Origin of the sequence: Leisingera aquimarina DSM 24565, from assembly GCF_000473165.1 — a bacterium.
In the GTDB taxonomy this organism is placed as follows: Bacteria; Pseudomonadota; Alphaproteobacteria; order Rhodobacterales; family Rhodobacteraceae; genus Leisingera; species Leisingera aquimarina.
Genome location: NZ_KI421504.1, coordinates 1,514,824 through 1,541,598, shown reverse-complemented (window position 1 = coordinate 1,541,598; position 26,775 = coordinate 1,514,824). Strand labels below are relative to the sequence as shown.

The window sequence follows — 26,775 nt, the reverse complement described above, 5'->3', positions numbered from 1 at the left end:
TAATACGCCCTTTCGCGGCACTGCACTGCCGCTTATAAGGTTGGTGCTGGCGGCCCCTCCGGGAGTCGCCTAAGGTACAATGGCAGCACTCACAGGATCCCTTCTATATGGCGCTTTTCGGAAACTTGGGCGGCCTGTTCTCTTCGGACATGGCCATCGACCTCGGCACTGCGAACACGCTGGTTTACGTCAAGGGCCGCGGTGTCATCCTTTCCGAACCGTCCGTGGTGGCCTATCACGTCAAGGACGGCGTCAAGAAAGTGCTGGCTGTGGGTGAAGACGCCAAACTGATGCTGGGCCGCACCCCCGGCTCAATCGAAGCGATCCGGCCGATGCGCGAAGGCGTGATTGCCGATTTCGACACCGCCGAAGAAATGATCAAGCACTTTATCCGCAAGGTGCATAAGCGGTCGACTTTTTCCAAGCCCAAGATCATCGTCTGCGTGCCGCATGGCGCCACCCCGGTTGAAAAACGCGCGATCCGCCAGTCGGTTCTGTCCGCAGGCGCGCGCCGTGCCGGGCTGATTGCCGAGCCTATTGCCGCGGCCATCGGCGCCGGGATGCCGATCACCGACCCGACCGGCAACATGGTTGTCGATATCGGCGGCGGCACCACAGAGGTGGCGGTTCTGTCGCTGGGCGATATCGTTTACGCGCGCTCGGTCCGGGTTGGCGGCGACCGGATGGACGAGGCGATCATCAGCTACCTGCGCCGCCAGCAGAACCTGCTGGTAGGTGAAGCCACCGCTGAACGCATCAAAACCTCCATCGGCACCGCCCGGATGCCCGATGACGGCCGCGGCCAGTCGATGCAGATCCGCGGCCGCGACCTGCTGAATGGCGTGCCAAAGGAAATCGAGATTTCCCAGGCCCAAGTGGCCGAGGCGCTGGCCGAACCGGTGCAGCAGATCTGCGAGGCGGTAATGACCGCGCTGGAAACCACACCGCCGGATCTGGCAGCCGACATCGTTGACCGCGGCGTGATGCTGACCGGCGGCGGCGCGCTGTTGGGGGATTTGGACCTGGCCCTGCGCGAACAGACCGGCCTCGCTGTGTCGATTGCCGACGAAAGCCTCAACTGCGTGGCGCTGGGCACCGGCAAGGCGCTGGAATATGAAAAGCAGCTGGCCCACGCCATCGACTACGACAGCTAAACGCCCCTGACCGCCGGAACGGCGCCAGCTGACAGGGTGCTGGAGGGGCGGCTGGAAGGAGAGACGTGGCAAAGGACAAGTCACAGCGCGACGAGTATGCAACCCCGCTGCGGCGTCTGCTGACAGCAGTGCTGTGCCTGTGCTTGGCTGCAGTGTTCATCGTCTGGCGGATCGACAGCCCAAGAGTGGAACGGTTCCGCGCCCAGGTGGCGGACAAGGTGGTGCCCAGCATGGACTGGGCCATGGTGCCAGTCACTGCCGCAGTCAACCTGGTGCGCGATTTCCAAAGCTATCAGCGGCTGGCAGAACAGAACCGCGAACTGCGCAGCGAGCTGCGGCAGATGCGGGCCTGGAAGGAGGCGGCGCTGCAGCTGGAACAGGAAAACGCCCGGCTGCTGGATTTCAACAACGTGCGGCTGGACCCGCAGCTCACCTATATCACCGGGGTGGTGATGGCCGACAGCGGCTCCCCCTTCCGGCAGTCTGTGCTGCTGAATGTGGGCAGCCGCGACGGGGTGCATGACGGCTGGGCAGCGATGGACGGGATCGGGCTGGTGGGCCGGATTTCCGGCACCGGGCGCGACACTGCACGCGTGATTCTGCTGACCGATGCCGCCAGCGCCGTTCCGGCAACCATTCAACCTTCCGGACAGACCTCGCTGGTCACCGGTGACAACAGCGCCGCACCAGTACTGAGTTTTCTGGAAAACCCTGATCTCGTGCGGCCCGGCGACCGGGTGATCTCCTCCGGCGATGGATCAGTGTTTCCGGCGGGCCTGCTGATCGGCCAGGTGGCCAAGGACCGCTCGGGCCGGATGCGGGTGCGGCTGTCCGCGGATTACAGCCGGTTGGAGTTTCTGCGGGTGCTGCGCCACCACGGCACAGAGGTGATCCAGGATCCCGGCGGGCTGGTGGGCGCCGCCCCGGGGGATCCGGTTCCGCAGCCGCGGCCCGAAGGGCTGGGAGACGGCAGCGTTGAGGGCACTGCTGAGGCCGGCAATGGCTAATACCTCGCCCGCCCGGATCTGGACTATGCGCGCAGCCTTTCCCGCGCTGGCGCTGCTGATCATGTTTTTTCATCTGCTGCCGTTGGACACTGAACCGCGGTTCTGGGCGCCGCCGGATTTCCTGCTGCTGATGGCGATGGTCTGGTCGATGCGCCGCCCCGATTTTGTGCCTGCGCTGTCGATTGCGCTGGTCATGCTGCTGGCCGATCTGCTGTTTCAGCGCCCGCCTGGATTGCTGGCCTTGCTGACGGTGCTGGCCCGCGAGTTCCTGAAGGCGCGTGCGGCCCCGCACCGGGAAAGCACATTCGCCAGCGAGTGGCTGGCAGCCGGCGTGACCCTGATCGGGATTGCCGCATTGAACCGGCTGGTTCTTGTAATGTTTGGCGTGGAGCAAGCGCCGCTTAGCCTGACCGTGATCCAGATTGTGATGACCATCGCCGCCTATCCGCTGGCAGTTTGGGTCAGCCAGGCTATTCTGGGTGTGCGCAAATTGTCCCCTTCCGAGGCCGAAACTCTGATGAGCCGCCGATGAAACGCAATTCCAAGGAACTGGACGCCTCTCATGGCAAGATGACCCGGCGGGCACTGCTGCTGGGCGGTCTGCAGCTGGCCTTTGCCGGCGGGCTGGCAGCAAGGATGCGCTTTCTGCAAGTGGATCAAGCGGATGAGTTCCGCCTGCTGGCAGAGGAAAACCGGATCAACATCCGCCTGCTGCCGCCCGCCCGCGGGCAGATATTTGACCGCAACGGGCTGATCATTGCGCAGAACTCGCCGTCCTACCGGATTACTGTGGTGCCCGAGGACGCCGGCGACGTCGAGGCGGTGATCGACAAGCTGTCGAGCCTGCTGCCGCTGGACCCGGAAGACCTGGAACGCGCCCGCACCGAAATGCGCCGCTCGCCGCCGTTCCTGCCGATCACGCTGGCCGACCGGATCGGCTGGGAGGATATTTCCAAGGTGGCGGTGAACGCGCCAGCCCTGCCTGGCGTCACACCAGAGGTGGGCCTGACCCGGGTCTATCCGCAGTTGGGCGATTTTGCCCATGTGGTGGGCTATGTCGGCCCGGTTTCTGATTATGACCTGAGCAAGATGGAAGATCCTGAACCCGTGCTGCTGATCCCGCGCTTCCAGATCGGCAAGGTCGGGTTCGAGGCCAAACGCGAGGACGTGCTGCGCGGCAAGGCAGGCGCCAAGCGGGTTGAGGTCAATGCCACCGGCCGAGTGATGCGCGAGCTGGACCGGCGCGAGGGTATTTCCGGCGCTGATATGCAGCTGACCACCGACGCGGAGCTGCAGAATTACGTCCAGGCGCGGCTGGGCCGCGAAAGCGCCGCCGCCGTGGTGATTGACTGCGAAGACGGCGATATCCGCGCGATCTGCTCCTCGCCCAGTTTTGACCCCAATCTGTTCGTGCGCGGTATCTCAGTCGCTGACTACCGGATGCTGACCGAAGACAACTACCGCCCGCTTTCCAACAAAACCGTGCAGGGCACCTACCCGCCCGGCTCTACATTCAAGATGATCACCGCACTGGCAGCGCTGGAACAGGGCGTGATCGGGCCAGAGGAAACCGTGTGGTGCCCGGGCTATCTGAAGGTTGCCGGCCGCCGGTTCCACTGCTGGAAGCGGGCGGGCCACGGGCATGTGGACCTCAACACCTCGCTGAAACGGTCCTGCGATGTCTATTACTACGACGTGGCGATCAAGACCGGGATCGACAATATCTCAGCCATGGCCAACAAATTCGGCCTCGGTATCAAGCATGACCTGCCAATGTCGGCGGTCGCCCAGGGGATCACCCCGACCAAGGAATGGAAAGCCCGCTCTTATGGCAAGGACTGGCTGATCGGCGACACCGCGAACTCCTCGATCGGCCAGGGCTTCACGCTCGCCTCGCCGTTGCAGCTGGCGGTGATGACCGCACGGATCGCCACCGGGCGCAGTGTCACGCCGCGGCTGCTGAAGTCGCTCGACGGGGTGGAACTGCCCAGCGGCGCGGGCGACCCTTTGGATGTCAGCGAAAACAGCCTGCGCATGGTGCGGCGCGGCATGTATTCGGTCAGCAACGACCGCCGGGGCACCGGCTACCGCTCCCGCATCATCGCTGATAACATACGGATGGCCGGCAAAAGCGGCACCAGCCAGGTGCGTAACATCACCGCCGCCGAACGGGCCGCGGGGGTGATCCGCAACGAGGATCTGCCCTGGGACCGGCGCGACCACGCGCTGTACGTCTGTTTCGCCCCCTATGACAAACCGAAATACGCGGTGGCTGTGGTGGTTGAACATGGCGGCGGCGGCTCCAGGGCGGCGGCGCCGATTGCCCGCGACGTGCTGCTGCAGGCGCTTTACGATGGCACCCCGCCGCTGGAGGCCTACCCCAAAGGGGACCGCAGCCGCATCAAGGCGCAGCAGGAACGGCTGGAGCGCGAACGCGTCAAGCGCCCCCTGGGCAGCAGGAGCAGCAAGGCATGAGCTATCTTGAGTATCATGCCAAGTCGACCCCCTCCGGCCTGCGCAAAATACTGTATTTGAACTGGGGGCTGACCCTGCTGCTGATCACGGTCTCCAGCGTCGGCTTCCTGATGCTCTATTCCGTGGCCGGCGGCTCATTCAGCCCCTGGGTCGAACCGCAGGTCAAACGCTTTGCCCTGGGCCTGGGTGTCATGTTTGTGGTGGCGATGATCCCGATCTGGTTCTGGCGCAATGTCTCGGTGCTGGCCTACCTCGGCTCTCTGGCACTGCTGGTCGCGGTGGAACTGTTCGGCACCGTGGGCATGGGTGCGCAGCGCTGGATCGACATAGGCTTCATGCGCTTGCAGCCTTCCGAAGTGACCAAGATCGCCTTGGTGATGCTGCTGGCGGCCTATTATGACTGGCTGCCTGCCGAGAAGACCTCGCGGCCCTTGTGGGTGCTGCTGCCGGTGTTCCTGATCCTGCTGCCAACGGCGCTGGTGCTGAAACAGCCGGATCTTGGCACCTCGATCCTGCTGATGGCCGCAGGCGGCGGGGTGATGTTCCTTGCGGGCGTGCATTGGGCTTATTTCGTGGCGGTAATTGCTGCTGGCGTGGGGCTGGTCAGCGCGGTGTTCCAAAGCCGCGGCACCGACTGGCAGTTGTTGAAGGACTACCAGTTCCGCCGCATCGACACATTTATGGACCCCTCGCAGGATCCCTTAGGCGCGGGTTATCACATCACCCAGTCGCAGATTGCGCTGGGATCCGGCGGCTGGTCCGGACGGGGCTTCATGCAGGGCACGCAATCGCGGCTGAACTTCCTGCCGGAAAAACACACCGACTTTATATTTACCACCCTGGCGGAGGAGTTCGGCTTCATCGGCGGCGTTACCCTGCTGTTCATTTACATGCTGATCATCCTGTTCTGCATTGCCTCGGCGATTGCCGCCAAAGACCGGTTTTCTTCGCTGGTAATCCTGGGCATTGCCATCACCTTTTTCCTGTTCTTTGCCGTCAACATGTCGATGGTGATGGGGCTGGCACCAGTGGTCGGCGTGCCGCTGCCGATGGTCTCATACGGCGGCTCGGCAATGCTTGTGCTGCTCGGGGCCTTCGGCATTGTGCAAAGCGCCCATATCCACCGCCCGCGCCATTCCTCGCGCTGAAGATCAGGGAGTTTCCATGACCGCCAATGTCCTGTTTGCCGGCCGCACCGATGCCTGGCCCGCTTACGAGCCGCTGCTGAACGCGGAATTCGCCCGTTTGAATCTGGATGCCGAACTGCGCAATGATTTCGCTCCGGAAGAGGTGGATTACATCATCTTTGCGCCCAACGGACCCATCAGCGGCTTCACCCGTTTTGATCGCGTAAAGGCCGTGCTGAGCCTTTGGGCAGGTGTGGAAAAGGTCGTGCCCGTCGTGCCTGCCGCCGTGCCCCTCACGCGGATGGTGGATAGCGGGCTGGAACAAGGCATGACCGAATGGGTGGTTGGCCACACTCTGCGCTATCACTTGGGAATGGATGCGCATATCCACGGGCAGAACGGCCACTGGGAGCCGCTGGCGCCGCCATTGGCCAGGGACCGCTGCGTGACGGTGCTGGGCCTGGGGGCGCTGGGAACGGCTTCGGCCAAGGCGCTGGCTGCGCTCGGGTTCCAGGTTTCAGGCTGGAGCCGGAGCCAAAAGGAAATCAACGGCGTCACCTGCCATGCCGGAGCGGACGGGCTGAAGGCGGCGCTGGCGCAGGCGGAAATCGTGATCCTGCTGTTGCCGGACACCCCCGCCACCGAAAACACGCTGAATGCAGAGACCCTGGCCATGCTGCCCAAGGGGGCAAAGATCATCAACCCGGGCCGCGGACCGCTGATAGATGATGACGCCTTGCTGGCAGCACTCGGCAGCGGCCAGATCGGGCATGCGACATTGGATGTGTTCCGTGTCGAGCCGCTGCCGCCGGAGCATCCCTATTGGGCTCATCCGAATGTGACAGTGACGCCGCATATCGCATCGGAAACCCGGGAAAGCACCGCTGCCGAGGTGATCGCTGAAAACATCCGCCGCAATGAGGCGGGCGAGCCGCTGCTGCATCTGGTGGACCGCAGTCTCGGGTACTAGGGGCGTTGCCCCTCGCGCCTGCGGCGCTCACCCCAAGGTATTGACGACCAGAAAGAAGCCAAAGGCCCTTCTGCTTCTTTCTGGTCTTATATACCCAATTCCAATGCCGCGCCCAACGGAACGCCTGTTATTCCGCAGCCAGCCCGCGGCCTTTCAGCAGCGCCTCCACCCCTGGCAAGCGGCCGCGGAAGGCGGTGTAGAGGTCTGCCGGATCGACAGATCCGCCAGTTGAGAGGATGTGCTCTTCCAGTGCTTTGGCGCGTTCCGCATCAAAGGCGCCGCCCGCTTCTTCAAAGGCTGCAAAAGCATCAGCGTCCATCACTTCAGACCACATGTAGCTGTAATAGCCGGAGGAATAGCCGTCGCCGGCAAAGACATGAGCGAAATGCGGGGTGGCGTGGCGCATGGTGATGGCACGGGGCATGCCGATGGTTTCGAGCATTTCGGCCTGTTTCGCCATCGGATCGGTCGGCGCCGCGCCATCGTGGAACGCAAGATCCACCAGTGCCGAGGCCACATATTCCACCGTCTGGAAGCCCATGTCGAAATTGGATGCGCCCAGCACCTTCTCCAGCATCTCCTGCGGCATTGGTTCGCCGGTTTCCGCGTGGGTAGCATACTCCTGCAGCACCTCCGGCACTTCCAGCCAGTGTTCATAAAGCTGGCTGGGCAGTTCCACAAAATCGCGCGCGACCGAGGTGCCAGAGATGCTCTCATAGGTCACATCCGACAGCATCTGATGCAACGCGTGGCCGAACTCGTGGAACAGGGTGCGGGCATCATCCCAGGACAGCAGCGCCGGGTCGCCTTTGGCGAAGTTGCAGACGTTGATCACCACCGGCGCCTGCACCTCGGGGAACCTGGCCTGCTGCCGCATTGCCGAGCACCAGGCGCCGGAGCGTTTCGAGCCGCGGGCAAAATAGTCGCCAATGAAGACCGCGATATGTTCGCCGTTGCGGGTCACTTCCCAGGCGCGGCAATCCGGGTGGTAGAGCGGTACATCCAGCGGTGCAAACTCCAACCCGAACAGGCGGTTTGCGCAGACGAAGCTGGCTTCGATCATCCGGTCAAGCTGCAGGTAAGGTTTCAACGCCGCCTCATCCAGGTCATGCTCGGCCTTGCGGCGCTTTGCGGCGTAGTAGCGCCAGTCCCAGGGCTCCAGATCGCCATTGATGCCGTCCGCCTGCATCATCGCGGTCAGCACCTTTGCGTCGGCCTCTGCGCGGGACTTGGCCGGACCCCAAACATCCATCAGCAGCCCGCGCACCGCGTCCGGCGTCTTGGCCATTTCTGTTTCCAGCTTGTAGGCCGCAAAATTTTCATAACCCAATAGCTGCGCGCGCTCCTCGCGCAGCTGCAGAGTTTCCGCTGCGATGGCCCGGTTGTCTGTCCTTCCGCCACCCGCACCGCGGGCGGCCCAGGCGTTAAAGGCTTTCTCGCGCAGATCCCGTCGCGGGGAGAATTGCAGGAACGGCGTTATCAAAGAACGCGACAGGGTCACCACCGGACCGTCTTTGCCCATTTCTTTGCCGGCGGCACGGGCGGCACTGATCACGAATTCCGGCAAGCCTTCCAGATCGTCTTCGGACAGCTCCATGAACCAGTCCCGCTCATCCGCCAGCAGGTTCTGGGTGAACTCTGTGCCAAGAGTGGCCAGCCGTCCTTTGATCTCTTGCATCCGATTATCGGCTCCGCCTTCCAGTGCTGCGCCGCCACGGACAAAACCGCGGTGGGTCAGCATCAGGACGCGCTGCTGCTCCTGCGTCAGATCCAGCGCCTCGCGTTGATCCCAGACCGCCTTGACCCGTGCATACAGGGCCTTGTTGGCGGTGATCGCCGAGAAATGCGCGGCCAGTTTGGGCGAGAACGCCCGCTGCAGCTCTTCGCGCTTGGGGTTGCTGTCGGCGCCTGCCACAGCAAAGAACACGCCCAGCACCTGCTCCAACTCACGGCAAGGGGTTTCCAGCGCCTCGACCACATTCGCAAAACCAGGCGCCTCGCTGTTGTTTGCGATGGTGTCGATCTGTGCGGAGTGCGCCGCAAGAGCCTGCTCCAGCGCAGGGGCAAAATCGTCGTCAGAGATGTTGTTGAACGGGGCAATTTCAAACGGCGTGTCCCAGCGGGACAGAAGCGGATTGGGCATATACGGATCTCCTTTGCTGGGAACGCTAACGGGAAAGCCGTGGAGCTGCAATTAGGCTTGCAACGCCTCGACTCGCACCCGCAGCGGGACCTAGTGCAGGCGCAGATGTCGAATACATCCGGCATGATTGTATTCCAGGCGGTGGCCTGCCGCAGGGCAGGCCGTGGCGCAGTAGATGATCGGCCAGCTGCAGGTCATGCAACATGCGGAGTCGCCGGGGGCCACCGTTCTCTGGCGTTCTGGATGGAGGCGGCAGAGCTGATGGAGACTTCATTCCGCCTGTCCGCCGGTCTGGAAGACGCCGAAGATCTGATTACCGATCTGGACCGGGTGCTCTGACCTTGTGGCGCAGGCGGGTCAGCCGCCCGCGCCATCGCCTTTGGTCAGCGCCGCTGGTACGATGCGGATCGGCACATCCGCGATATTGGCCGCCCGGGCGATGCGCCACTCGAAACGGACCATTCGGCTATCGGTATCGATAAGAACCACCACCGGCTCCTTGCCGGTGATCTCTGCCGCGAACAACGCCTGCTGGATGCTGTCCAGGCTGCTACGCTTGTCGAGACCGAATTCGATGACCCGGTTACTATTCTCGCAATCTGTGCGGATCGACGCCGCACCGCCGGGATAGGTGAACTGATGCACTCTCTCCGGCTGGCCCCCGAACAAGGCGCCGCAGAGCAGCGAAATGAAATAGGCTTCGTTCACAGGGAGGTCCCGTCAGGAGTGTCCGGCGCTGCCGCAGACCGGGCAATCCGGCTGCCTGGCCATGCGGATCTTGCGGGTTTCGCCATAAAGCCCGTCATAGATTAGCATCTCACCTTGCAGAACCGCACCGGCACCAGTGATCTTCTTGACCGCCTCCACCGCCATCATTGACCCGACAACACCGGGCAGCGGACCGATCACCCCGGCCTCTGAGCAACTTGGGGCAAGCCCGGGCGCAGGCGCCTCGGGGAAAATACACTGATAGCAGGGTCCGCCTTGGGCCGGGTGAAAGACGCTCAGCTGTCCTTCCCATTGCGACAGCGCGCCAGAGATCAGCGGCTTGCGCAGCGCCACTGCGGTACGGTTGGCCAGATAACGGGTTTCGAAATTGTCGGTGCCGTCCAGGATCAGATCATACTCCGCGAACAGTTCCTCCGCGACCTCCTCCGTCAGGCGGCGGTTGTAAGGACGCACCTCGATGTAAGGGTTCTGTGCCTGCATCGCGGCCTGAGCCGAAAACACCTTGGGCTTGCCGATGTCTGCATCCCGATGGATCACCTGGCGCTGCAGGTTGGCATTGTCGACCAAATCGTCGTCGATCACCCCGATGGTGCCCACCCCCGCGGCCGCCAGATATTGCAGCGCAGGCGCACCAAGGCCGCCAGCACCAATCATCAGCACCTTGGCCTGCTTCAGCTTCTTCTGTCCCGGCCCGCCCAGTTCCCGCAGGACAATATGACGGGCATAGCGGTTAAGCTCGCTTTCGGTGAAGGTGCTGGCAGGCTGGCTCATCTTCGTTTCCTGAGGCTGGGCACGGGTCTTCAGGCCAGCCACGATACGCGCATAGAAGCCAGCCACAATGGCAAAACCGCCCAAGAGAAGCCAAGGCGCTGCCGAACCCCCGGTGCCTTCCCGCAATGCGTGCCCGTCCGGCAGGGTCAACTGCACTGCCAGCACAGCCGCAAACAGTACTGCCAGCAAACCAAAACGCAGATTGCGCGGCAGGCCAAAGAACCGCCCGCCCCACCAGATCAGCGCCGCCAGGATCAGAATGCGCAGCATCAGCCGCGCCCAGTGGAACCAAAGCCGCCGTCGCCGCGGGTGGTGCCGGAGAGCGTCTCCGCAATCTCAAACCGGGCTTGCAGCACTGGCGCTGCAACCATCTGCGCGATGCGTTCGCCATGGCGGATTTCAAAGGGCGCCTGCCCCGCATTCAAGAGAATTACCCCCAGCGGCCCGCGGTAGTCACAGTCGATTGTACCGGGCGTGTTGGGCAGAGTGATCCCGTGCTTCAGAGCCAGACCCGAGCGCGGACGGATCTGCACTTCGTAGCCTGCAGGAATTTCGATGCGCAGCCCGGTCGGCACCAGTGCCCGCGCCCCCGGTTCAAGCGTCAGCTTACCCCGATCCGGCAGATTGGCACGAAGGTCCGCCCCCGCAGCGCCAGCCGTCTCATATGCGGGCAGCGGCACATCCCGGTCCGCGCCTTCGTCGTGGATCACACGGATTGTTACCATCCCCGCCCCCTGCTTCATCTTTGTTCAAGTACTCAAATTCACCCGGCCAGCGCCACAGCGATCCGCGCAGCCAGCTTGCGGGCGACGTCATCCTTGCCCATCCGCGGCCACTCCTCGGCGCCGTCATCAGAGATCAGAACCACGGCGTTTTCGCTGCCGCCCATGATGCCGGTTGCGGGAGAGACATCATTTGCAACGATCCAATCGCAGCCCTTGCGCTTGCGCTTCGCGGTGGCGTTTTCCACCACATCGTTGGTCTCAGCAGCAAATCCAACCACCAGTTTGGGACGGTCCTTTGTCATCCGTGCAACTGCTTTCAGAATGTCAGGGTTTTCTGCAAATTCCAGCACCGGCAGCCCGTCCTTGGACTTCTTGAGTTTGCGGTCCGAGGCGCTGGCGACCCGCCAGTCCGCCACCGCGGCGGCAAAGATCCCGGCATCGGCGGGCAGCGCCGCCTGCACCGCGGCTTCCATCTCGCGGGCGCTTTCAACCGCCACAACCTGCACGCCCTCAGGCGGGCGCACCGCTGCCGGGCCCGTGATAAACACCACTTCCGCGCCAGAATCGCGCAGAGCACGGGCCACCGCTGCCCCTTGCGCCCCGGAGGAGCGGTTGGCGATATAGCGCACCGGATCAATCGGCTCATGCGTCGGGCCGGAGGTCACTAGGATGCGTTTGCCTTTCAATGGCCCATCCGAAAGCTTGGCGGTGATCGCAGTCAGGATCTCATCCGGTTCCGCCATCCGGCCCGGGCCGAATTCACCGCAGGCCATGCTGCCGTCATTCGGACCCACGAAAGACACCCCATCCTCCTTCAGGATCGCGATGTTGCGCTGTGTTGCCGGATGCTCCCACATCCGCACATTCATGGCAGGCGCCAGCATCACCGGCGTATCGGTGGCCAGCAGCAGGGTCGAGGCAAGATCGTTTGCCAGACCCTGCGCCATCTTGGCCATCAGATCCGCAGTGACCGGTGCCACCACCAAGAGGTCGGCGCTGCGCGATAGCTGGATGTGGCCCATCTCGGCCTCGGACGTCAGGTCGAACAGCTCCTGATGCACAGGGGTTCCGGCAAGGGCCGAGACCGACAGGGGCGTTACAAATTCCGCGCCGGACTTGGTCAGAACCGGGGTCACGCGCGCGCCCTTGTCCTGCAAACGGCGGATCAACTCCAGCGACTTATAGGCCGCGATGCCGCCGCTGATTATCAGAAGAATATGTCTGCCAGCCAGCATTTGTCCGCCCTTGTCCCGTTTCCCGCGACCTTACTGCGCTGCGGCGAAAGTGTGAAACGGTTTTCCGAGCGTGAGACGGCCAAAGCCAAAACAAAGGCTCCCGCCCCCGCGCGGCACGGACCCGCGGCCCCGGCAGCGTTGGGCAGGGCGCCGTGCTGCGCACGGCGCGGTACCGTTTCCAAACAGACCGGTGCTTAGCCCCCGATGATTTTTAGCCGCCGCTTTGGAAGGCCAGGCAGGGATCCGGACGGACGGCCGCGCCCGCGTCAAGCAGCAGATCAAATGTCCCGCTGATCTGCCCGCCCTCGGACTGGCCCAAGCTGCGGATCTGCACCGCTGGACGGGCCTTGGCCAAGTAGACCGCCAGCCCGCGGTCGGTGCGAGCATGGCCATTGCCGGTGATCACAGCCACCGGACCACCGGTTTCCGCAAGCGCGGTATCCGCGGCTTTTGCCAGGGCGGCGTCCCGCAGGCGTTGGAAGTCCACCAGGACAGGCAGCATCTCAACCGGCATCGCATTACAGTGATTCGTCTGCTGGTCCGCCTCGCGCTCGGCCTGTTCTACCTCCGGTAGCGGCTGATCAAGGCCAAAGCGGGCCGCATCTTCAGCCCGGAAAAAGGCAGCCACGCCGCGTTCCCAAGCTTCCGCAGCCTCTGCCCGCGGCACCTGTGCACCATACTGGCGGGCATCGGCAGCAGCTGCAAACACCGGCGCATAAAGGCTGAAGTCCGGCCAGCCGGAATTCTGCCAATCCAGTTGCCGGGCCGTCAGCCTAGCGTTCGCCAGCGTTTCAGGATCCAGTGCGGCTGCTTGCTCCGCAGTGATCATCTCCCAGACCACCGCCCTAGGCTGCAGCTTTGCCAGCAGAATTGCCTGCCGCTGATGATGCACTGGATTGTCATGCACCTCGCCGAGAATCACAACATCAGCGCCGCTCAGCAGCCGGGCAGCCGCGGACACTTCATCCGCTCGGACGCCAGACAGGCTAAGCGCCGCCAGACAGGCGGCGCTTAGCATTACTTTCAGAAAATTGATCTGCTTTCTCATGAAAGCAATCTGTGCACCTCGCGCGACTGGCCTTCAAGGCATTTGCGCATTTTCTGGAACGCCCCGGCCTCCAGCTGGCGGACCCGTTCCTTGGAAAGACCCAGTTCGGTGCCCAGGCTTTCCAAAGTGCGCGGGCGTTCGCGCAGCTTGCGTTCAGTGATGATGAAGCGCTCACGGTCATTCAGCGCCTGCAGCGCCCCCACCAGCCATTTGCGCAGCTGGCGGCGGTCGTGCCGCTCTTGAACCAGTTCATCGGCCTGAGACGTGTCATCTTCCAGAGCGTCGATCCATTCGCGGCCCTCTTCATCGGTGGACTGCACCGCGTTGAGCGAAAAGTCGGCACCGGACAGGCGCCCCTCCATCATCTCAACATCGCGCAACGGCACCCCGATTTCAGTCGCAATCTTCTGATGCAGCTGATGCCGGTCCAGCCGCGCGCCCGAGGCACGCGCCTCGCGCTCCAGCTGCGCCTGCACCCGGCGCATGTTGAAAAACAGCGATTTCTGCGACGAGGTAGAGCCTGTGCGCACCATCGACCAGTTGCGCATGACGTAGTCCTGGATCGATGCCTTGATCCACCAGACCGCATAGGTCGAGAAGCGCACCCCCCGATCCGGATCGAATTTGTCGGCCGCCTTCATCAGGCCCAGGCCCGCCTCCTGGATCAGATCGTTCATCGGCGCCCCGTACCGCTTGAACTTGGCCGCCATGGAAATCGCCAGGCGCATATACGCATTGATGAGCCGGTGCAGCGACTTCACATCGCGGTCATCGCGCCACGCGTAGGCCAGACGCCGTTCAGTTTCGGCATCCAAAAGCTCTGCCTTCATTGCCTGCCGCGGCAATGGGTTTTCGAATGTGGAATCTAGTGCCATTTTATTTCCCCCCGGAAACTAATTAACAAACTGCCGCCTTGGAGACGCGCATAGAACAAAGTTGAGCCCGGGTCTTCTAAAGGTCGGCAATATCACTGCACTGGATACGACTCTTGGCACATCCACGGGCCAAACAATGGAAAAGCAAAATGGTTTTTTGGCCCCTGTGCAGACTTTCCCGGCCTTAATAAGTGGAACCCGGGATACTGCGGTCTCTTGTCTTAACCGGGCCCTGCGTTTACCCACAGGAACGGCTTCGTTCTTACAGGTTAGCAAAAAATGCCTGCAAATGTAACTTTTATTCTAGGGGGGGCGGCCTCTGGGAAGTCGGCCTTTGCCGAGCAGCTCTGCATAAACGCTGAAAAAGACAGAGTTTACTGGGCTACTGCACAAATTTTTGACAGCGAAATGCGCGAAAAAGTGTCCCTCCACCTCAAACAAAGAGGGCAAGGCTGGACAACTGTTGAGGAGCCGGAAACGGCCGGCAGGGTTCTGGACGCGCTGACTGCGGGGCAAATCTGCCTGATGGACTGTGCCACCATGTGGCTGACCAACCATCTGCTGGCGGAACATGATCTGGACCTTGCGCAAGGGGACCTGCTGGCCGCCGTCGACCGCTGCCGCGCGGATCTGGTGATCGTTTCCAACGAAACCGGCCTTGGCATCGTGCCTGAGAACAAGCTGGCCCGCCGCTTCCGCGAAGCGCAGGGACGGCTCAATATCGCACTGGCAGCGCGTGCAGAGACTGTTGTGCAAGTGACCGCCGGGCTGCCGCTGGTGCTGAAGGGGGCGTTATGACAACCCGGCTCTTCCTGGTGCGGCACGGGCCAACGCACGCCAAATGCATGGTTGGCTGGTCAGACCTGCCCGCGGACCTGTCTGACACCGCCGCGCTGAAACGCCTGTCGGATTACTTGCCGGCGGACGCGCTGATCGTCTCGTCCGATCTTTCCCGCGCAGTGGAAACCGCCAGCGCCATCCAAGGCAGCCGTCAGCGGCTTCCCCATGTTGAAGCGCTGCGCGAGATCCATTTCGGCGACTGGGAGCTAAGAACCTGGGCCGAGGTGGACGCCGAGGATCCGGACCGGATCCGGGCCTATTGGGAGACGCCCGGCGATGTAACACCGCCGGGCGGCGAGAGCTGGAATCAGGTCTGCAACCGGGTGAACGCGGCAATTGATGGGCTGATCATTGCGAATCAGGGCCGCGATTTGGTTGTTGCAGGGCATTTCGGTCAAATCCTGACCCAGATTCAGCGGGCGGAGATGCTGACCGCAGAAGAAGCCTTTGCCCATCGCATCGACAATCTGTCGGTCAGTGAAATCGCGTTCGGCTCCGAAGGCTGGCGGGCGGGGGTTATCAATCATCTGCCGTGACGGATGCCATCACAAACATTCCATTTCACGATAAAACACACCGCGCTAGCCTTTGCGCATGGCTTATGAAATTTATATCGGCGACCGCATGTTCTCCAGCTGGTCATTGCGCGGCTGGCTCATGCTCGAAAAATTCTCTTTGCCCCATACTGTGCATATGGTGGGGCTGTTTTCAGGAACCATGGCCGCGGAAATGGCGCATCTGGCCCCGGCACGGCTGGTGCCCGCCCTGCGCACGCCTGAGGGCACGGTCGTTGGCGAAAGCTTGGCGATAGCCGAGACGCTGGCCGAACAAAACCCGGACGCCGGGCTTTGGCCCGCGGACCCGGCACAGCGTGCCGCTGCACGCTGGCTGGCGGCAGAAATGGTTGCGGGCTTTAGCGCGCTGCGCAGCGAATGCCCGATGCAGCTGGCACATATCTACGAAGGGTTTGAGACGTCCAGCGCAGTTCAGGCGGATCTGGACCGGGTCGAAACGCTGTTTGCCCATGCGCGCCAGGTGTCCGGCCAGTCAGCGGGCTGTCTGTTCGGAGAGTATTCGCTGGCGGATGCGTTCTATACCCCGGTTGCCGCACGCATCATCGGTTACGGGCTGCTGGTTTCTGCCGCCACGCGCGCCTATTGCAAGCTGCTGCTGTCCGACCCGGCTGTACTGTGCTGGCAAGAGCAGGCGCATGAGGTCAGCTATGACCCGGAACCTTATGCGCGGGATCTGCCGCGGCGGCCCTGGTCACTGGACTGAACCGGCGGCAAGCGCGAATTCTGCGTGAATTCACCGGGCGGCACCGCTGGCGTTAATACTTCGGAAACCACGATCACCAAGCATTTCCCCTGAACCAGAAGGGGCGGGGAGAAATGACGGCACGGTCGTACACAGTTGCCTTTCAAGGGGTTGAGGCCCGGCTGGTCGAGGTGCAATGCGCCGTCGCCCCCGGCCTGCCGGCGTTCTCGGTGGTCGGATTGCCGGACAAAGCCGTCTCCGAAGCCCGCGAACGGGTGCGGGCGGCCTTTGCGGCGATGTCGATCGCCCTGCCCTCGCGCCGGATCACCATCAACCTGTCACCCGCGGATCTGCCCAAGGAAGGCAGCCATTTCGACCTGCCGATTGCGCTGGCCTTGCTGGCAGCGATCGGCATTATCCCAGCGGAAAAGGCCGAAGAAACCATAGCCCTGGGTGAACTGTCGCTGGACGGCCAGCTGATGCCTGTCGCGGGCGCCCTGCCCGCAGCCGTTACCGCGGCAGAGGAAGGGCGCATGCTGCTCTGCCCGGAACCCTCCGGATCTGAGGCCGCTTGGGTCGATGCAGCACAGGTTATCGGTGCGGCCACGCTGACCGGTGTGGTCCAGCATTTCACCGGCCAGCGGCGCATTGAACCGTCCGCGCCGGGTGAAGCCCTCAGCGGGCTTGGCGGCAAGGACCTGCGCGACGTCAAAGGCCAGGAGCAAGCCAAGAGAGCGCTGGAGATCGCCGCCGCCGGGCGCCACCACATGCTGATGATCGGCCCGCCCGGATCCGGCAAATCGATGCTGGCGGCGCGGCTGCCATCGATCCTGCCGCCGCTGTCGCCTGCCGAGGCATTGGAAACGTCAATGATCCACTCCTTATGCGGGCTGATCGATGCGGGCGGGATCAGCCGGGCCCGCCCTTTCCGCGAACCGCATCACACTGCCTCCATGGCGGCGATTGCCGGCGGCGGGCGGCGGGCGCAGCCGGGGGAGATCAGCCTGGCCCACAATGGCGTGCTGTTTCTTGATGAGCTGCCGGAATTCGGCCGCCCGGTTCTGGAAACCCTGCGCCAGCCGCTTGAATCCGGAGAGGTGATGGTGGCACGTGCGAATGCCCATGTGAAATACCCCAGCCGTTTTATGCTGATCGCCGCTGCCAATCCCTGCAAATGCGGATATCTGGCTGATGCCAACCAGGCCTGTTCGCGGGCACCAATGTGCGGTGCGGATTATCTGGGGCGTATTTCCGGCCCGCTGCTGGACCGGTTCGATTTGCATCTGGACGTACCGCCGGTGAATGTGTCCGACCTGGAATTGCCACCCTGTGCCGAAGGCTCGGCACAGGTGGCGCAACGAATCGCAGTTGCCCGGGAAACACAGACAGAACGGTTCCGGAACCATCCCGGCCTGCGCCAAAACGCAGATGCCGAAGGCGCTGTGCTGGAAGACATGGCAATGCCGGATGCCGAAAGCCGTGATCTTTTGCTGCGTGCCGCCGAACGGTTTGGCCTCAGCGCCCGCGGCTACCACCGGGTTCTGCGCGTTGCACGCACCATTGCCGATCTGGCCTGCGAAGACCGGGTGCAACGCCAGCATTTCGCCGAGGCGCTGAGCTTCAGGCTGCCCTCAACCCGCTGAGCCGCCGTCGAAGGCGGAAACCGCAAAGGCAGCAGCTTCGTCCAATGCAGCCTGCCCTTCGGGCAGATGGCCTGCCATAAATTGCCAGACGTGCGGCACATCGCGCCAAAGGCTGAGCCGCACTGCGCCACCTGCCTGCTCCAGGCGCTGCACCATACGCTGCGCATCTGACAGCAATACCTCGGTGTCTCCGGCCTGTACCAGCACCGGCGGCGGGTTAGGGAAGTCAGCGAACAACGGAGAGGCGCGAGCATCCGAAGGATCCGCACCTGCCAAATACTGATCAACGGCTTCTTTCATCCGCCCTGCCGGGATGATCACATCCTTGGAGCGGTTGGCCTGAATGCTCACCCCGCTCAGCGTCAGATCGCACCAGGGGGAAAAGGCCACAAGGCCGGCCGGGCGTTCCCCTTCCCCCAGAAGAGCGGCGAGCAAGGCCAGCGCCAGCCCGCCGCCGGCACTGTCGCCGGCAAGCAGGATATCGGCAGCGGCAAACCCCGACCGGCGCAGATGCTGCCAGGCTGCCAGGGTATCTTCGAACGCAGCCGGGAAAGGCGCATCCTGCAGCAGCCGGTAATCTGGCACCGCAATTTCCATCCCGGCAGCCAGAGACAGACGGGACAGCATCCCCTGATAGGCACGGGCGCTGCCTGCCAGATAGGCGCCGCCATGCAGGAACAGAATGATCTGCCTGCGGTGCGTCCGGCCCACTGAAATCAGGTTCAGCGGCACCGGTGCGGGCCGCGGCAGCAGCCGGGTGAAGGGCACTGCAGGGTAAAGCCGCGGCGCCATCAGCTCAAACACCCGCCGCGCCAAATCGGGGCTGCTGGTGCGCTGCAGCGCCGGTTTCATACCATAGCGCATCCATGCGTTAATGGCCCGGCGCTGCCAGCTCATCAACTGACCTTGGCTTCGATCGCCTGCCAGACTTTTTCGGCTACATTCACCCCGTCAAACCGCTCCAGCTCCTGAATGCCGGTCGGCGAGGTCACGTTGATCTCGGTCAGGTAGTCGCCGATCACGTCGATGCCTACAAAGATCTGGCCCTTTTCGCGCAAAAGCGGGCCGATGGCGGCACAGATTTCCAGGTCGCGCTCGCTCAACCCGATTTTCTCAGGGCGGCCGCCCACATGCATGTTGGAACGGGTTTCACCCGCAGCAGGCACCCGGTTGATGGCGCCGACCGGCTCGCCGTCGACCAGGATCACCCGTTTGTCACCGTTGCTGACGTCCGGCAGAAACTTCTGCACAATCAGCGGCTCGCGGCTGAAGCCGGTGAACAGCTCATGCAGCGAGGTGAGGTTGCGGTCGTTGGCATCCAGCCGGAACACGCCGGCGCCGCCGTTGCCATAGAGCGGCTTCAGAATCACATCGCCATGCTTTGCCTTGAACGCCTTGATGGTCTGCAGGTCGCGGGCGATGGTTGTGGGCGGGGTCAGATCCGGGAAGGTCAGAACCAGCAGCTTTTCCGGGTAATTGCGCACCCAGAACGGATCATTCACCACCAGCGCCTGGCCCTTAAGCATGTCCAGCAGATGGGTCGAGGTGATGTAGTGCATGTCAAACGGCGGGTCCTGGCGCAGCCAGACCACGTCGAAATCAGCCAGATCCGCCTCGCGTTCCGGTCCGAGAACCGCCGGAGCATCCGCCACCCGCTGCACGGTCATGTCGTGACCGCGGGCAGTGATGCGGCCCTCCTGATAGGCCAGCTGGTCGGGGGCGTAGTAGAACAGCTCATGCCCCCGCGCCTGGGCTTCCTCGGCCAGGCGGAAGCTGCTGTCCGCGTTGATGTCCACGCCCATGACCGGATCCATCTGAAAGGCGATTTTCATGGCAGTATCCCTTGTAAACTGGCCAAATACATGGCCCAGCGCTGCCTGGGGTTCAATGGGTCAGGCGCAGTTCAATCCAAACCAAAGGCGTTTTCGATGACCTCCACCGCGCCAGTACCGTCCACCAAAGCCGCATCAAAGCGCACCGGCGTCAGCTGGCCCTGCGGTTCGGTCTCCAGGAATTGCCCGGCGCTGGCATAGATGCGCTCCACCTGCCGGGGTGTAATCCGCAAGGCAGCGGCATTGCTGCTGGAACTCTGCTTCACTTCGACAAACACCAGCTCTTCCGGACCGCGCAGAATCAGGTCGATCTCGCCGCCCAGCCCGCGCCAGCGGCGCGCGGCCACAGTGTAGCCGTGGTTTTCATAATGGCGTGCAACAATCTCCTCTGCCGCCTCCCCGGCAAGATGGGCGCGGGAACCGCGATGCTGGCGGGCGCGGGTCAAGGCTCAGCTGCCCTTGGCCATCTGCAGCGCCAGCTGATAGATCTTGCGGCGCGGCAGCCCGTGCATCTCAGCCACGATCCCGGCGGCATCCTTGACCGAATTATCCTTTAGCGCTGCCTGCAGGTCGCTTTCCAGATCCCCTTCACTGACTTCAGTCTCCTGCGCCCGGTCCACCAGCAGCACAATCTCTCCCTTGACCGGGTGTTCCTCCAGCGCCGCAGCCAGATCAGCCAGCGGCGCGCGGCGGACTTCTTCGAATTTTTTGGTCAGCTCCCGGCACATTGCAGCGGGACGGTTGCCCAGCACCGCGGCCATATCGGCAACGGAGGCTGCAACGCGTTTCGGCGATTCATAGAAAATCAGCGTGCCGGGGATTTCGCGCAACTCCTCCAGCCGCTTGCGCCGGGCGCCGGAGGCATTGGGCAAAAAACCGGCAAAGAAGAACGCATCCGTGGGCAGTCCAGCCAGCGTCAGCGCCGTGGCCGCCGCCGAGGCGCCAGGCGCGCAAGTGACCGTATGACCTGCCTCTGCCGCCGCCCGGCTGAGGTCGAAACCGGGGTCAGCAATCAGCGGCATCCCGGCCTCGGAGGCATAGGCAACCGATTTCCCCTCTGCCACCGCCTCAAGCAGTTTGGCACGCGCACCGGCTCCGCTGTGATCATGATAAGCGATGATCCGCCGCCCGCCCAAAGGCACGCCGTGAATCTCCATCAGCTTGCGCAGCGAGCGTGTATCCTCAGCGGCAAGCACATCCGCCGAGGCCAGCACATCCAGCGCACGCAGGGTAATGTCGCGGGCCGTCCCAATGGGCGTGGCAACAAAGTAAAGCCCTGGGGCCAATATGACATTCTGGTGATTCAACGCTGGACCCGCCTTTTTGGTCGTTTATGATCCGCCCTTAAACCCACACGGCGCAGCGGCGCCGGGAGAACGGAGTTTCAAGTCCATTATGTTTGCTGTTTTCAAACGCGCCCGCAAGGCGGCACTGACAGCCGCCGCGGCACTTTCCGCCATTGCCCTGACCGCCTGTGACCCGGTTTCTCTTGGCACCGGCCCGACAATCAACACGTCCAAACCTGTGCCGGTGGCGCTGCTGGTGCCGCGCGGCTCGGCGCAGCAGGGCGACAGCGTGCTGGCGCAAAGCCTGGAGAACGCCGCCCGCATGGCGATTGCCGACCTGCAAGGCGTGCAAATCGATCTGCGGGTCTACGACACAGCAGGCAGCCCCGATGTGGCTTCCGGTGCGGCGCAGCAAGCTCTGAAAGACGGCGCCCGCGTCATCCTGGGCCCGGTCTATGCCGAAGCCGCCAATGCCGCAGGCATCGCAGCGCGCCAACGCGGCGTGAACGTGCTGGCCTTCTCCAACAACACAGCGATTGCCGGCGGCAACGTCTTTATCCTGGGTCCGACCTTTGACAATACTGCGCGCAGGCTGACCAGTTTTGCAGCCCGCAATGGCAAACGGAACATTCTGATTGTCGGCGGCAACGATGCTGCCGGAGTTGCCGGGCGCACTGCCATTCAGCGCGCGGCCAGCCAGACCGGTGCCAATATCGCAGGCAGCGTCGGCTATGAGCTGTCGCAGCAGGGCGTGATCAACGCCATTCCCGCAATCCGCAATGAATCGCGCCAGGCGGATGCGGTGTTCCTGACCTCGACCACCGCCGGCGCCTTGCCGCTGCTGGCTCAGCTGCTGCCCGAAGCCGGTGTGGATCCGGCAGAAAAGCAGTACATCGGCCTGACCCGCTGGGATATTCCGGCCCAGACCCTGGCCCTGCCCGGCGTACAGGGCGGCTGGTTTGCGATGCCCGACCAGGGCAAGGTGCAGCAGTTCAGCGCCCGCTACCAGGCGAGCTATGGCGGATCGCCGCATTCGATCGGCAGCTTGGCCTATGACGGGATTGCCGCAATCGGTGCGCTCGTGGCTGCTGGCAAATCGGACGCCCTGACTGGCGCGGCGCTGACCCAAGGCGCTGGTTTTCAGGGTGCGGGCGGCATCTTCCGCCTGCTGTCTGATGGCACCAACGAGCGCGGCCTGGCGGTTGCCACCATCCAAGAACAGAAGGTCGTGATCATTGACCCTGCCCCAAGCAGCTTCACCGGCGCCGGATTCTGAACCCGCTGCCAGCGCCGCGCAACACGCGGCCAACGGCTTTCCCGAACCGCTGGGACCGCTGATCTGTGATCCTGCGGACATCTTTGATGCCGCCGCGGTCCGGGCCCAGATCAAGGCCCTGGCGGAAGACAACGCCCCCGCGGCCCTGCGCGGGGAAACCGTCAAGATCCTGAAGGCGGCAAACAAGGCTGGGCGCGCGGCGATTGCCGCGGCCTTTGCCGCGGCCCCCTTTGCCGCGCGGAATTTGACACGCTCCTACACATTTCTAACCGACGGCCTGGTGACCACGGCGCTTTATGTGGCGGGCGAATTGCTGCATCCTTTGGCCAACCCGACCCGGGGCGAGCGTATCGCGGTGATCGCGGTCGGAGGCTATGGCCGGGGTGAAATGGCCCCCGCGTCAGACGTCGACCTGCTGTTTCTGACACCCTACAAGATCACTGCCTGGGCGGAGAGCGTGATTGAATCCATGCTCTATATCCTGTGGGATCTGCGGTTGAAGGTCGGCCATTCCAGCCGCACCATCAAAGATTGCATCCGGCTGGGCGGCGAAGATTACACCATCCGCACCGCAATGCTGGAGCACCGGTTCCTGGCGGGCCACGCGCCGCTGGCAAAGGAACTGGAAAAGCGGCTGAAGGCAGAGCTGTTCTCGCAGGACGCGCCTGACTTCATCGAGGCAAAACTGGCCGAGCGCGACGCCCGCCACCTGAAGCAGGGCCAGCGCTATATGGTCGAGCCCAACGTGAAAGAGGGCAAAGGGGGCTTGCGCGACCTGCAATCTCTTTTCTGGATCGCCAAGTATCTTTACCAGGTGCAGGACGTTGAAGATCTGGTGCCGCTGGGCCTGTTCCGCCCCGCGGAGATGGAGCGGTTCGCCAAAGCCGCAACTTTCCTCTGGGCAGTGCGCTCGCATCTGCATCTGGCCACCGGCCGTGCCACCGAGCAGCTGACTTTCGACCTGCAGGTCGAAGTGGCCAGCCGCATGGGATACCAGGACAAGGCCGGCCGCCGCGGGGTGGAAATCTTCATGCAGGAGTATTTCCGCCATGCAACGCGGGTCGGCGACCTGACCCGGATCTTCTTGACCAAACTGGAGGCCAGCCAGCAAAAAGGCGCGCCGCTGCTGGAGCGCATCTTCCGTCGGCGCCCGCGGATTAAACCCGGCTACAAGGTGGTGCATAACCGGCTGGACATGCTGGATCCCGAAGCCTTTCTGGCCGACCGGGTGAACCTGCTGCGGATTTTCGAGGAAGCCCTGCGCACCGGCATGCTGATCCATCCGGATGCCATGCGGCTGGTCACCGCCAATCTGCGTCTGATAGATGACGGCATGCGCAACGACAAGGAAGCCCGGCGCATCTTTCTGGACCTCTTGCTGAAACACGGCAATTCCGAACGGGCGCTGCGGCGGATGAACGAACTTGGCGTGCTGTCCGCCTTCCTGCCCGAATTCGAACCCATCGTGGCGATGATGCAGTTCAACATGTATCACTCCTACACGGTGGACGAACACACCATCCAAGTGATCGCCAACTTTGCTGCGATTGAACGCGGCGAGCTGGAGGACGAGTTGCCGTTGTCCTCGTCGATCCTGCGCAAGGGGCTGAACCGCAAGGTGCTAATGGTGGCGATGCTGCTGCATGACATCGGCAAGGGCCGGGTGCAGGACCATTCGATCCTGGGTGCGCAGATCGCCCGCAAGGTGGCGCCGCGGCTGGGATTGAAACCCTCCGAATGCGAGACCGTGGAATGGCTGGTGCGCTATCACCTGCTGATGTCGGACATGGCGCAGAAACGCGACATTGCCGACCCGCGCACGGTGCGCGATTTCGCCAAGGCGGTGCAAACGGTCAAACGGCTGGATCTGCTGCTGCTGCTGACCGTCTGTGACATCCGCGGCGTCGGCCCGAACACCTGGAACAATTGGAAAGCCGCCCTGCTGCGCGCGCTCTACGGCCAGACCCGCGCCGCATTGGAAGGCGGCATGGAGGCGCTGAACCGCGAGCACCGCGGCGCCTCGGCCAAAAAGGCCCTGCGCGAAGCGCTGCCGGATTGGTCCAAAGCCGAACTCAAAACCGAAACCGCCCGGCATTATCCGCCGTACTGGCACGGGTTGCACGTCACCGCGCATGTGGATTTCGCCGAGATGCTGCGCGACTACACCGCCAAAGGCGACGCGGGCGAGGTGATGATCCGGCTTTATCCGGACGTGGACCGCGACGCGACCCGCGCCTGTTTCGTGATGGAAGACCACCCCGGCATCTTTGCCCGCATCGCCGGCGCTCTGGCGCTGGTCGGCGCCAATGTGGTGGACGCGCGCTCCTACACCACCAAGGACGGTTACGTGACCGACGCCTTCTGGATCCAGGACAGCGAAGGCCATCCTTTCGATCCGATCCGCCTGCACCGGCTCAAGCAGATGATCGAAAAGACCCTCAAAGGCGAAGTGATCACCCGCGACGCGCTGAAATCCCGCGACAAGATCAAGAAACGCGAGCGCGCCTTCAAGGTGCCGACCCATATCACCTTCGATAACGACGGCTCGGAAATCTACACCATCATCGAGGTCGACACCCGCGACCGTCCCGGCCTGCTCTATGATCTGGCCCGGGCACTGGCAGCCGCCAATGTCTATATCGCCAACGCGGTGATCGCGACCTATGGCGAACAGGTGGTCGATGCCTTTTATGTCAAAGACATGTTCGGCCTGAAATACTATGCAGAGTCCAAACAGCGGACGCTGGAAAAGAAACTGCGCGAGGCAATTGCTGCTGGCGCAAAACGGGCGGATACATGAAACCGATCAAACTGCTTTCGGGCTTCCTGACCGTCGGGTTCTGGACGCTGGCAAGCCGTGTACTGGGCTTTGCACGCGAGATCCTGATCGCCGCCTTCATCGGCCCCGGCCCGGTGCTGGATGCCTTTATCGTGGCCTTCCGCCTGCCTAACATGTTCCGCCGCTTCTTCGCCGAAGGTGCCTTTAACGCCGCCTTTGTGCCGGCTTTCTCCAAACGCTACGAGGCCGGCGAGGACGCGCAGTCTTACGCCCAGCAGGCCTTCAACCTGCTTGCCGCAGCAGTACTGGCACTGGTTGGGCTCGGCATGGTGGTCATGCCCGGGCTGGTCTGGCTGACGGCGGGCGGGTTTGTCGGCGATGCCCGGTTTGATATGGCAGTGGGATACGGCTACATCGTCTTTCCCTACATCCTGTTCATGTCTCTGGCGGCATTGTTTTCCGGGGTTCTGAACGCCACAGGGCGCTTTGCCGCCGCTGCCGCCGCACCGGTTCTCCTCAACATATTTGCCTGTGCAGCCATGGCTGCCGGTGCCCTGCTGGGCGGAGAGGTTGTGATTTGGCTGGTCTGGACCATTCCGGTTGCAGGTGTGGCCCAGCTGGCGCTGGTCTGGGTTGCCGCCGCCCGTGCAGGCATTGTCCTGCGCCCCGGCCTGCCCCGCTGGAACACCGAGATGCGCAGCCTGATGAGCGTTGCCGTGCCGGCGGCGCTGGCCATGGGGGTCACCCAGATCAATCTGGTGGTCGGGCAATATGTGGCGTCGGACATCGAAAAAGCGGCCAGCTGGCTGTTCATTGCCGACCGGCTGTACCAGCTGCCGCTGGGTGTTGTCGGCATCGCGGTCGGCATCGTACTGCTCCCTGCCCTGTCCCGCCGCCTGCGCTCCGGAGACAGCGCTGGTTCGCAAGACGCCCTGTCGCGCGCGGGAGAATTCTCGCTGCTGCTGGCCGTGCCCTCCGCCATCGCCTTCATCACCGTGCCCGTGCCTCTGGTCTCGGTCCTCTACGAGCGCGGCGCCACCGGACCTGAGGATGTGGCCGCCATCGCCATCGCCGTCGCCATCTATGGCGCAGGCCTGCCGGCCTTCATGCTGCAAAAAGTACTGCAGCCGCTCTACTTCGCGCGGGAGGACACCAAAACGCCGTTCCGCTACGCGCTGGTTGCCATGGCCGTGAACGCCGCGCTGGCATTCGGCTTGAAGCCTATACTGGGCTGGATCGCCCCCGCCATTGCCGCCTCGGCCGCTGGCTGGGCAATGGTGGGGCTGCTGGCGATCGGCACCCGCAGAATGGGCGAGGAGGCCCGGTTCGACACCCGCTTCCGCACCCGCGCCTGGCGCATCCTGGCAGCCTCTGCTGTGATGGGGGCGGTGCTCTATGCTGTAGCCGTATCCGCGGGCTGGCTGTTTATGCTGGACTACTGGCGCTACCTGTCCCTGTTAGGGCTGGTGGTGCTGGGCGGCGTGGTCTACTTCGCCGCAGGCCAAGCGCTTGGCGCCTTCCGTCTGTCAGAGTTCCGCACTGCCCTCAGCCGCCGGAAACAGGCCTGACCCCGCGCCCCTTCAGGCTGGTCTCGGGTCAAGGG

At 63.2% G+C, this 26,775-nt stretch carries 25 protein-coding genes; 14 read left to right on the top strand and 11 right to left on the bottom strand.

The window, feature by feature from the left end; translation table 11 throughout:
- The first annotated feature begins 107 nt into the window (after nt 1-107).
- The 6 genes from AQUI_RS0111685 to AQUI_RS0111660 all read left to right on the top strand — a co-directional run bounded on the left by AQUI_RS0111685 (nt 108) and on the right by AQUI_RS0111660 (nt 6,733).
- On the top strand, nt 108-1,154 hold the full coding sequence (locus AQUI_RS0111685) for a rod shape-determining protein (protein ID WP_027257685.1): 1,047 nt from the start codon (nt 108-110) through the stop codon (nt 1,152-1,154).
- A gap of 65 nt (nt 1,155-1,219) precedes the next feature.
- Nucleotides 1,220-2,161: a rod shape-determining protein MreC gene (gene mreC, locus AQUI_RS0111680; protein WP_027257684.1), complete on the top strand. Its 942-nt coding sequence runs from the start codon at nt 1,220-1,222 to the stop codon at nt 2,159-2,161.
- Entirely contained in the window at nt 2,154-2,693 is a 540-nt protein-coding gene (locus tag AQUI_RS0111675; protein WP_027257683.1) for a hypothetical protein, read from the top strand. The genes mreC and AQUI_RS0111675 overlap by 8 nt, the downstream gene beginning before the upstream one ends.
- On the top strand, nt 2,690-4,636 hold the full coding sequence (mrdA, locus tag AQUI_RS0111670; protein WP_027257682.1) for a penicillin-binding protein 2: 1,947 nt from the start codon (nt 2,690-2,692) through the stop codon (nt 4,634-4,636). Before AQUI_RS0111675 ends, mrdA begins: the two co-directional genes overlap by 4 nt.
- Entirely contained in the window at nt 4,633-5,784 is a 1,152-nt protein-coding gene (gene rodA, locus AQUI_RS0111665; RefSeq protein WP_027257681.1) for a rod shape-determining protein RodA, read from the top strand. The genes mrdA and rodA overlap by 4 nt, the downstream gene beginning before the upstream one ends.
- A gap of 16 nt (nt 5,785-5,800) precedes the next feature.
- Nucleotides 5,801-6,733, top strand: coding sequence for a 2-hydroxyacid dehydrogenase (locus tag AQUI_RS0111660; protein WP_027257680.1), 933 nt, complete (start codon nt 5,801-5,803; stop codon nt 6,731-6,733).
- A gap of 127 nt (nt 6,734-6,860) precedes the next feature.
- Here the strand turns inward: AQUI_RS0111660 and AQUI_RS0111655 are convergent, their stop codons facing one another.
- A complete protein-coding gene (locus tag AQUI_RS0111655; RefSeq protein ID WP_027257679.1) occupies nt 6,861-8,876 on the bottom strand; it encodes a M3 family metallopeptidase in 2,016 nt (671 codons plus the stop codon).
- 105 nt (nt 8,877-8,981) lie between these two features.
- On the opposite strand from AQUI_RS0111655, the gene AQUI_RS30695 reads away from it, so the two are divergent.
- On the top strand, nt 8,982-9,215 hold the full coding sequence (locus tag AQUI_RS30695; RefSeq protein WP_156916810.1) for a hypothetical protein: 234 nt from the start codon (nt 8,982-8,984) through the stop codon (nt 9,213-9,215).
- An 18-nt stretch (nt 9,216-9,233) separates the two neighbouring features.
- Here the strand turns inward: AQUI_RS30695 and AQUI_RS0111645 are convergent, their stop codons facing one another.
- The 6 genes from AQUI_RS0111645 to AQUI_RS0111620 all read right to left on the bottom strand — a co-directional run bounded on the left by AQUI_RS0111645 (nt 9,234) and on the right by AQUI_RS0111620 (nt 14,259).
- A complete protein-coding gene (locus AQUI_RS0111645; RefSeq protein ID WP_027257678.1) occupies nt 9,234-9,584 on the bottom strand; it encodes a hypothetical protein in 351 nt (116 codons plus the stop codon).
- A gap of 12 nt (nt 9,585-9,596) precedes the next feature.
- Nucleotides 9,597-10,646, bottom strand: a complete 1,050-nt coding sequence (locus AQUI_RS0111640; RefSeq protein ID WP_027257677.1) for a HesA/MoeB/ThiF family protein — start codon at nt 10,644-10,646, stop codon at nt 9,597-9,599.
- On the bottom strand, nt 10,646-11,101 hold the full coding sequence (dut, locus tag AQUI_RS0111635) for a dUTP diphosphatase (protein WP_027257676.1): 456 nt from the start codon (nt 11,099-11,101) through the stop codon (nt 10,646-10,648). The genes AQUI_RS0111640 and dut overlap by 1 nt, the downstream gene beginning before the upstream one ends.
- Before the next feature lie 38 nt (nt 11,102-11,139).
- Nucleotides 11,140-12,336 carry a bifunctional phosphopantothenoylcysteine decarboxylase/phosphopantothenate--cysteine ligase CoaBC gene (gene coaBC / locus AQUI_RS0111630; protein ID WP_027257675.1) on the bottom strand — a complete coding sequence of 399 codons (1,197 nt, stop codon included), beginning with the start codon at nt 12,334-12,336 and terminating at the stop codon, nt 11,140-11,142.
- A gap of 211 nt (nt 12,337-12,547) precedes the next feature.
- Nucleotides 12,548-13,384: a ChaN family lipoprotein gene (locus AQUI_RS0111625; protein WP_027257674.1), complete on the bottom strand. Its 837-nt coding sequence runs from the start codon at nt 13,382-13,384 to the stop codon at nt 12,548-12,550.
- On the bottom strand, nt 13,381-14,259 hold the full coding sequence (locus AQUI_RS0111620; RefSeq protein ID WP_027257673.1) for an RNA polymerase factor sigma-32: 879 nt from the start codon (nt 14,257-14,259) through the stop codon (nt 13,381-13,383). The genes AQUI_RS0111625 and AQUI_RS0111620 overlap by 4 nt, the downstream gene beginning before the upstream one ends.
- A 279-nt stretch (nt 14,260-14,538) precedes the next feature.
- Between AQUI_RS0111620 and cobU the strand changes: the two genes are divergently transcribed.
- From cobU to AQUI_RS0111600, 4 genes are all read left to right on the top strand, one after another.
- Nucleotides 14,539-15,057, top strand: coding sequence for a bifunctional adenosylcobinamide kinase/adenosylcobinamide-phosphate guanylyltransferase (gene cobU / locus AQUI_RS0111615; protein ID WP_027257672.1), 519 nt, complete (start codon nt 14,539-14,541; stop codon nt 15,055-15,057).
- Nucleotides 15,054-15,635 carry a histidine phosphatase family protein gene (locus tag AQUI_RS0111610; protein ID WP_027257671.1) on the top strand — a complete coding sequence of 194 codons (582 nt, stop codon included), beginning with the start codon at nt 15,054-15,056 and terminating at the stop codon, nt 15,633-15,635. Before cobU ends, AQUI_RS0111610 begins: the two co-directional genes overlap by 4 nt.
- A gap of 58 nt (nt 15,636-15,693) precedes the next feature.
- Nucleotides 15,694-16,377, top strand: a complete 684-nt coding sequence (locus AQUI_RS0111605; protein ID WP_027257670.1) for a glutathione S-transferase — start codon at nt 15,694-15,696, stop codon at nt 16,375-16,377.
- Nucleotides 16,378-16,490: 113 nt separating this feature from the next.
- Entirely contained in the window at nt 16,491-17,999 is a 1,509-nt protein-coding gene (locus tag AQUI_RS0111600) for a YifB family Mg chelatase-like AAA ATPase (RefSeq protein WP_027257669.1), read from the top strand.
- On the opposite strand, the gene AQUI_RS0111595 is transcribed toward AQUI_RS0111600, so the two are convergent.
- The 4 genes from AQUI_RS0111595 to rsmI form a co-directional block, all read right to left on the bottom strand.
- Nucleotides 17,988-18,896, bottom strand: a complete 909-nt coding sequence (locus AQUI_RS0111595; protein ID WP_027257668.1) for an alpha/beta hydrolase fold domain-containing protein — start codon at nt 18,894-18,896, stop codon at nt 17,988-17,990. The genes AQUI_RS0111600 and AQUI_RS0111595 overlap by 12 nt on opposite strands.
- Nucleotides 18,896-19,831, bottom strand: a complete 936-nt coding sequence (gene gshB / locus AQUI_RS0111590) for a glutathione synthase (protein ID WP_027257667.1) — start codon at nt 19,829-19,831, stop codon at nt 18,896-18,898. Before gshB ends, AQUI_RS0111595 begins: the two co-directional genes overlap by 1 nt.
- Before the next feature lie 71 nt (nt 19,832-19,902).
- Nucleotides 19,903-20,277 (bottom strand): YraN family protein, encoded by a 375-nt coding sequence (locus AQUI_RS0111585; RefSeq protein WP_027257666.1) that lies wholly within the window; start codon nt 20,275-20,277, stop codon nt 19,903-19,905.
- 3 nt (nt 20,278-20,280) lie between these two features.
- Nucleotides 20,281-21,138, bottom strand: a complete 858-nt coding sequence (gene rsmI, locus AQUI_RS0111580; RefSeq protein ID WP_027257665.1) for a 16S rRNA (cytidine(1402)-2'-O)-methyltransferase — start codon at nt 21,136-21,138, stop codon at nt 20,281-20,283.
- Between the two features lie 88 nt (nt 21,139-21,226).
- Between rsmI and AQUI_RS0111575 the strand changes: the two genes are divergently transcribed.
- The 3 genes from AQUI_RS0111575 to murJ are packed head-to-tail and all read left to right on the top strand — an operon-like array spanning nt 21,227 to nt 26,740.
- Nucleotides 21,227-22,393, top strand: a complete 1,167-nt coding sequence (locus AQUI_RS0111575; RefSeq protein WP_027257664.1) for a penicillin-binding protein activator — start codon at nt 21,227-21,229, stop codon at nt 22,391-22,393.
- A complete protein-coding gene (locus AQUI_RS0111570; protein WP_027257663.1) occupies nt 22,353-25,193 on the top strand; it encodes a [protein-PII] uridylyltransferase in 2,841 nt (946 codons plus the stop codon). Before AQUI_RS0111575 ends, AQUI_RS0111570 begins: the two co-directional genes overlap by 41 nt.
- Entirely contained in the window at nt 25,190-26,740 is a 1,551-nt protein-coding gene (gene murJ, locus AQUI_RS0111565) for a murein biosynthesis integral membrane protein MurJ (RefSeq protein ID WP_027257662.1), read from the top strand. Before AQUI_RS0111570 ends, murJ begins: the two co-directional genes overlap by 4 nt.
- Nucleotides 26,741-26,775 lie beyond the last annotated feature (35 nt).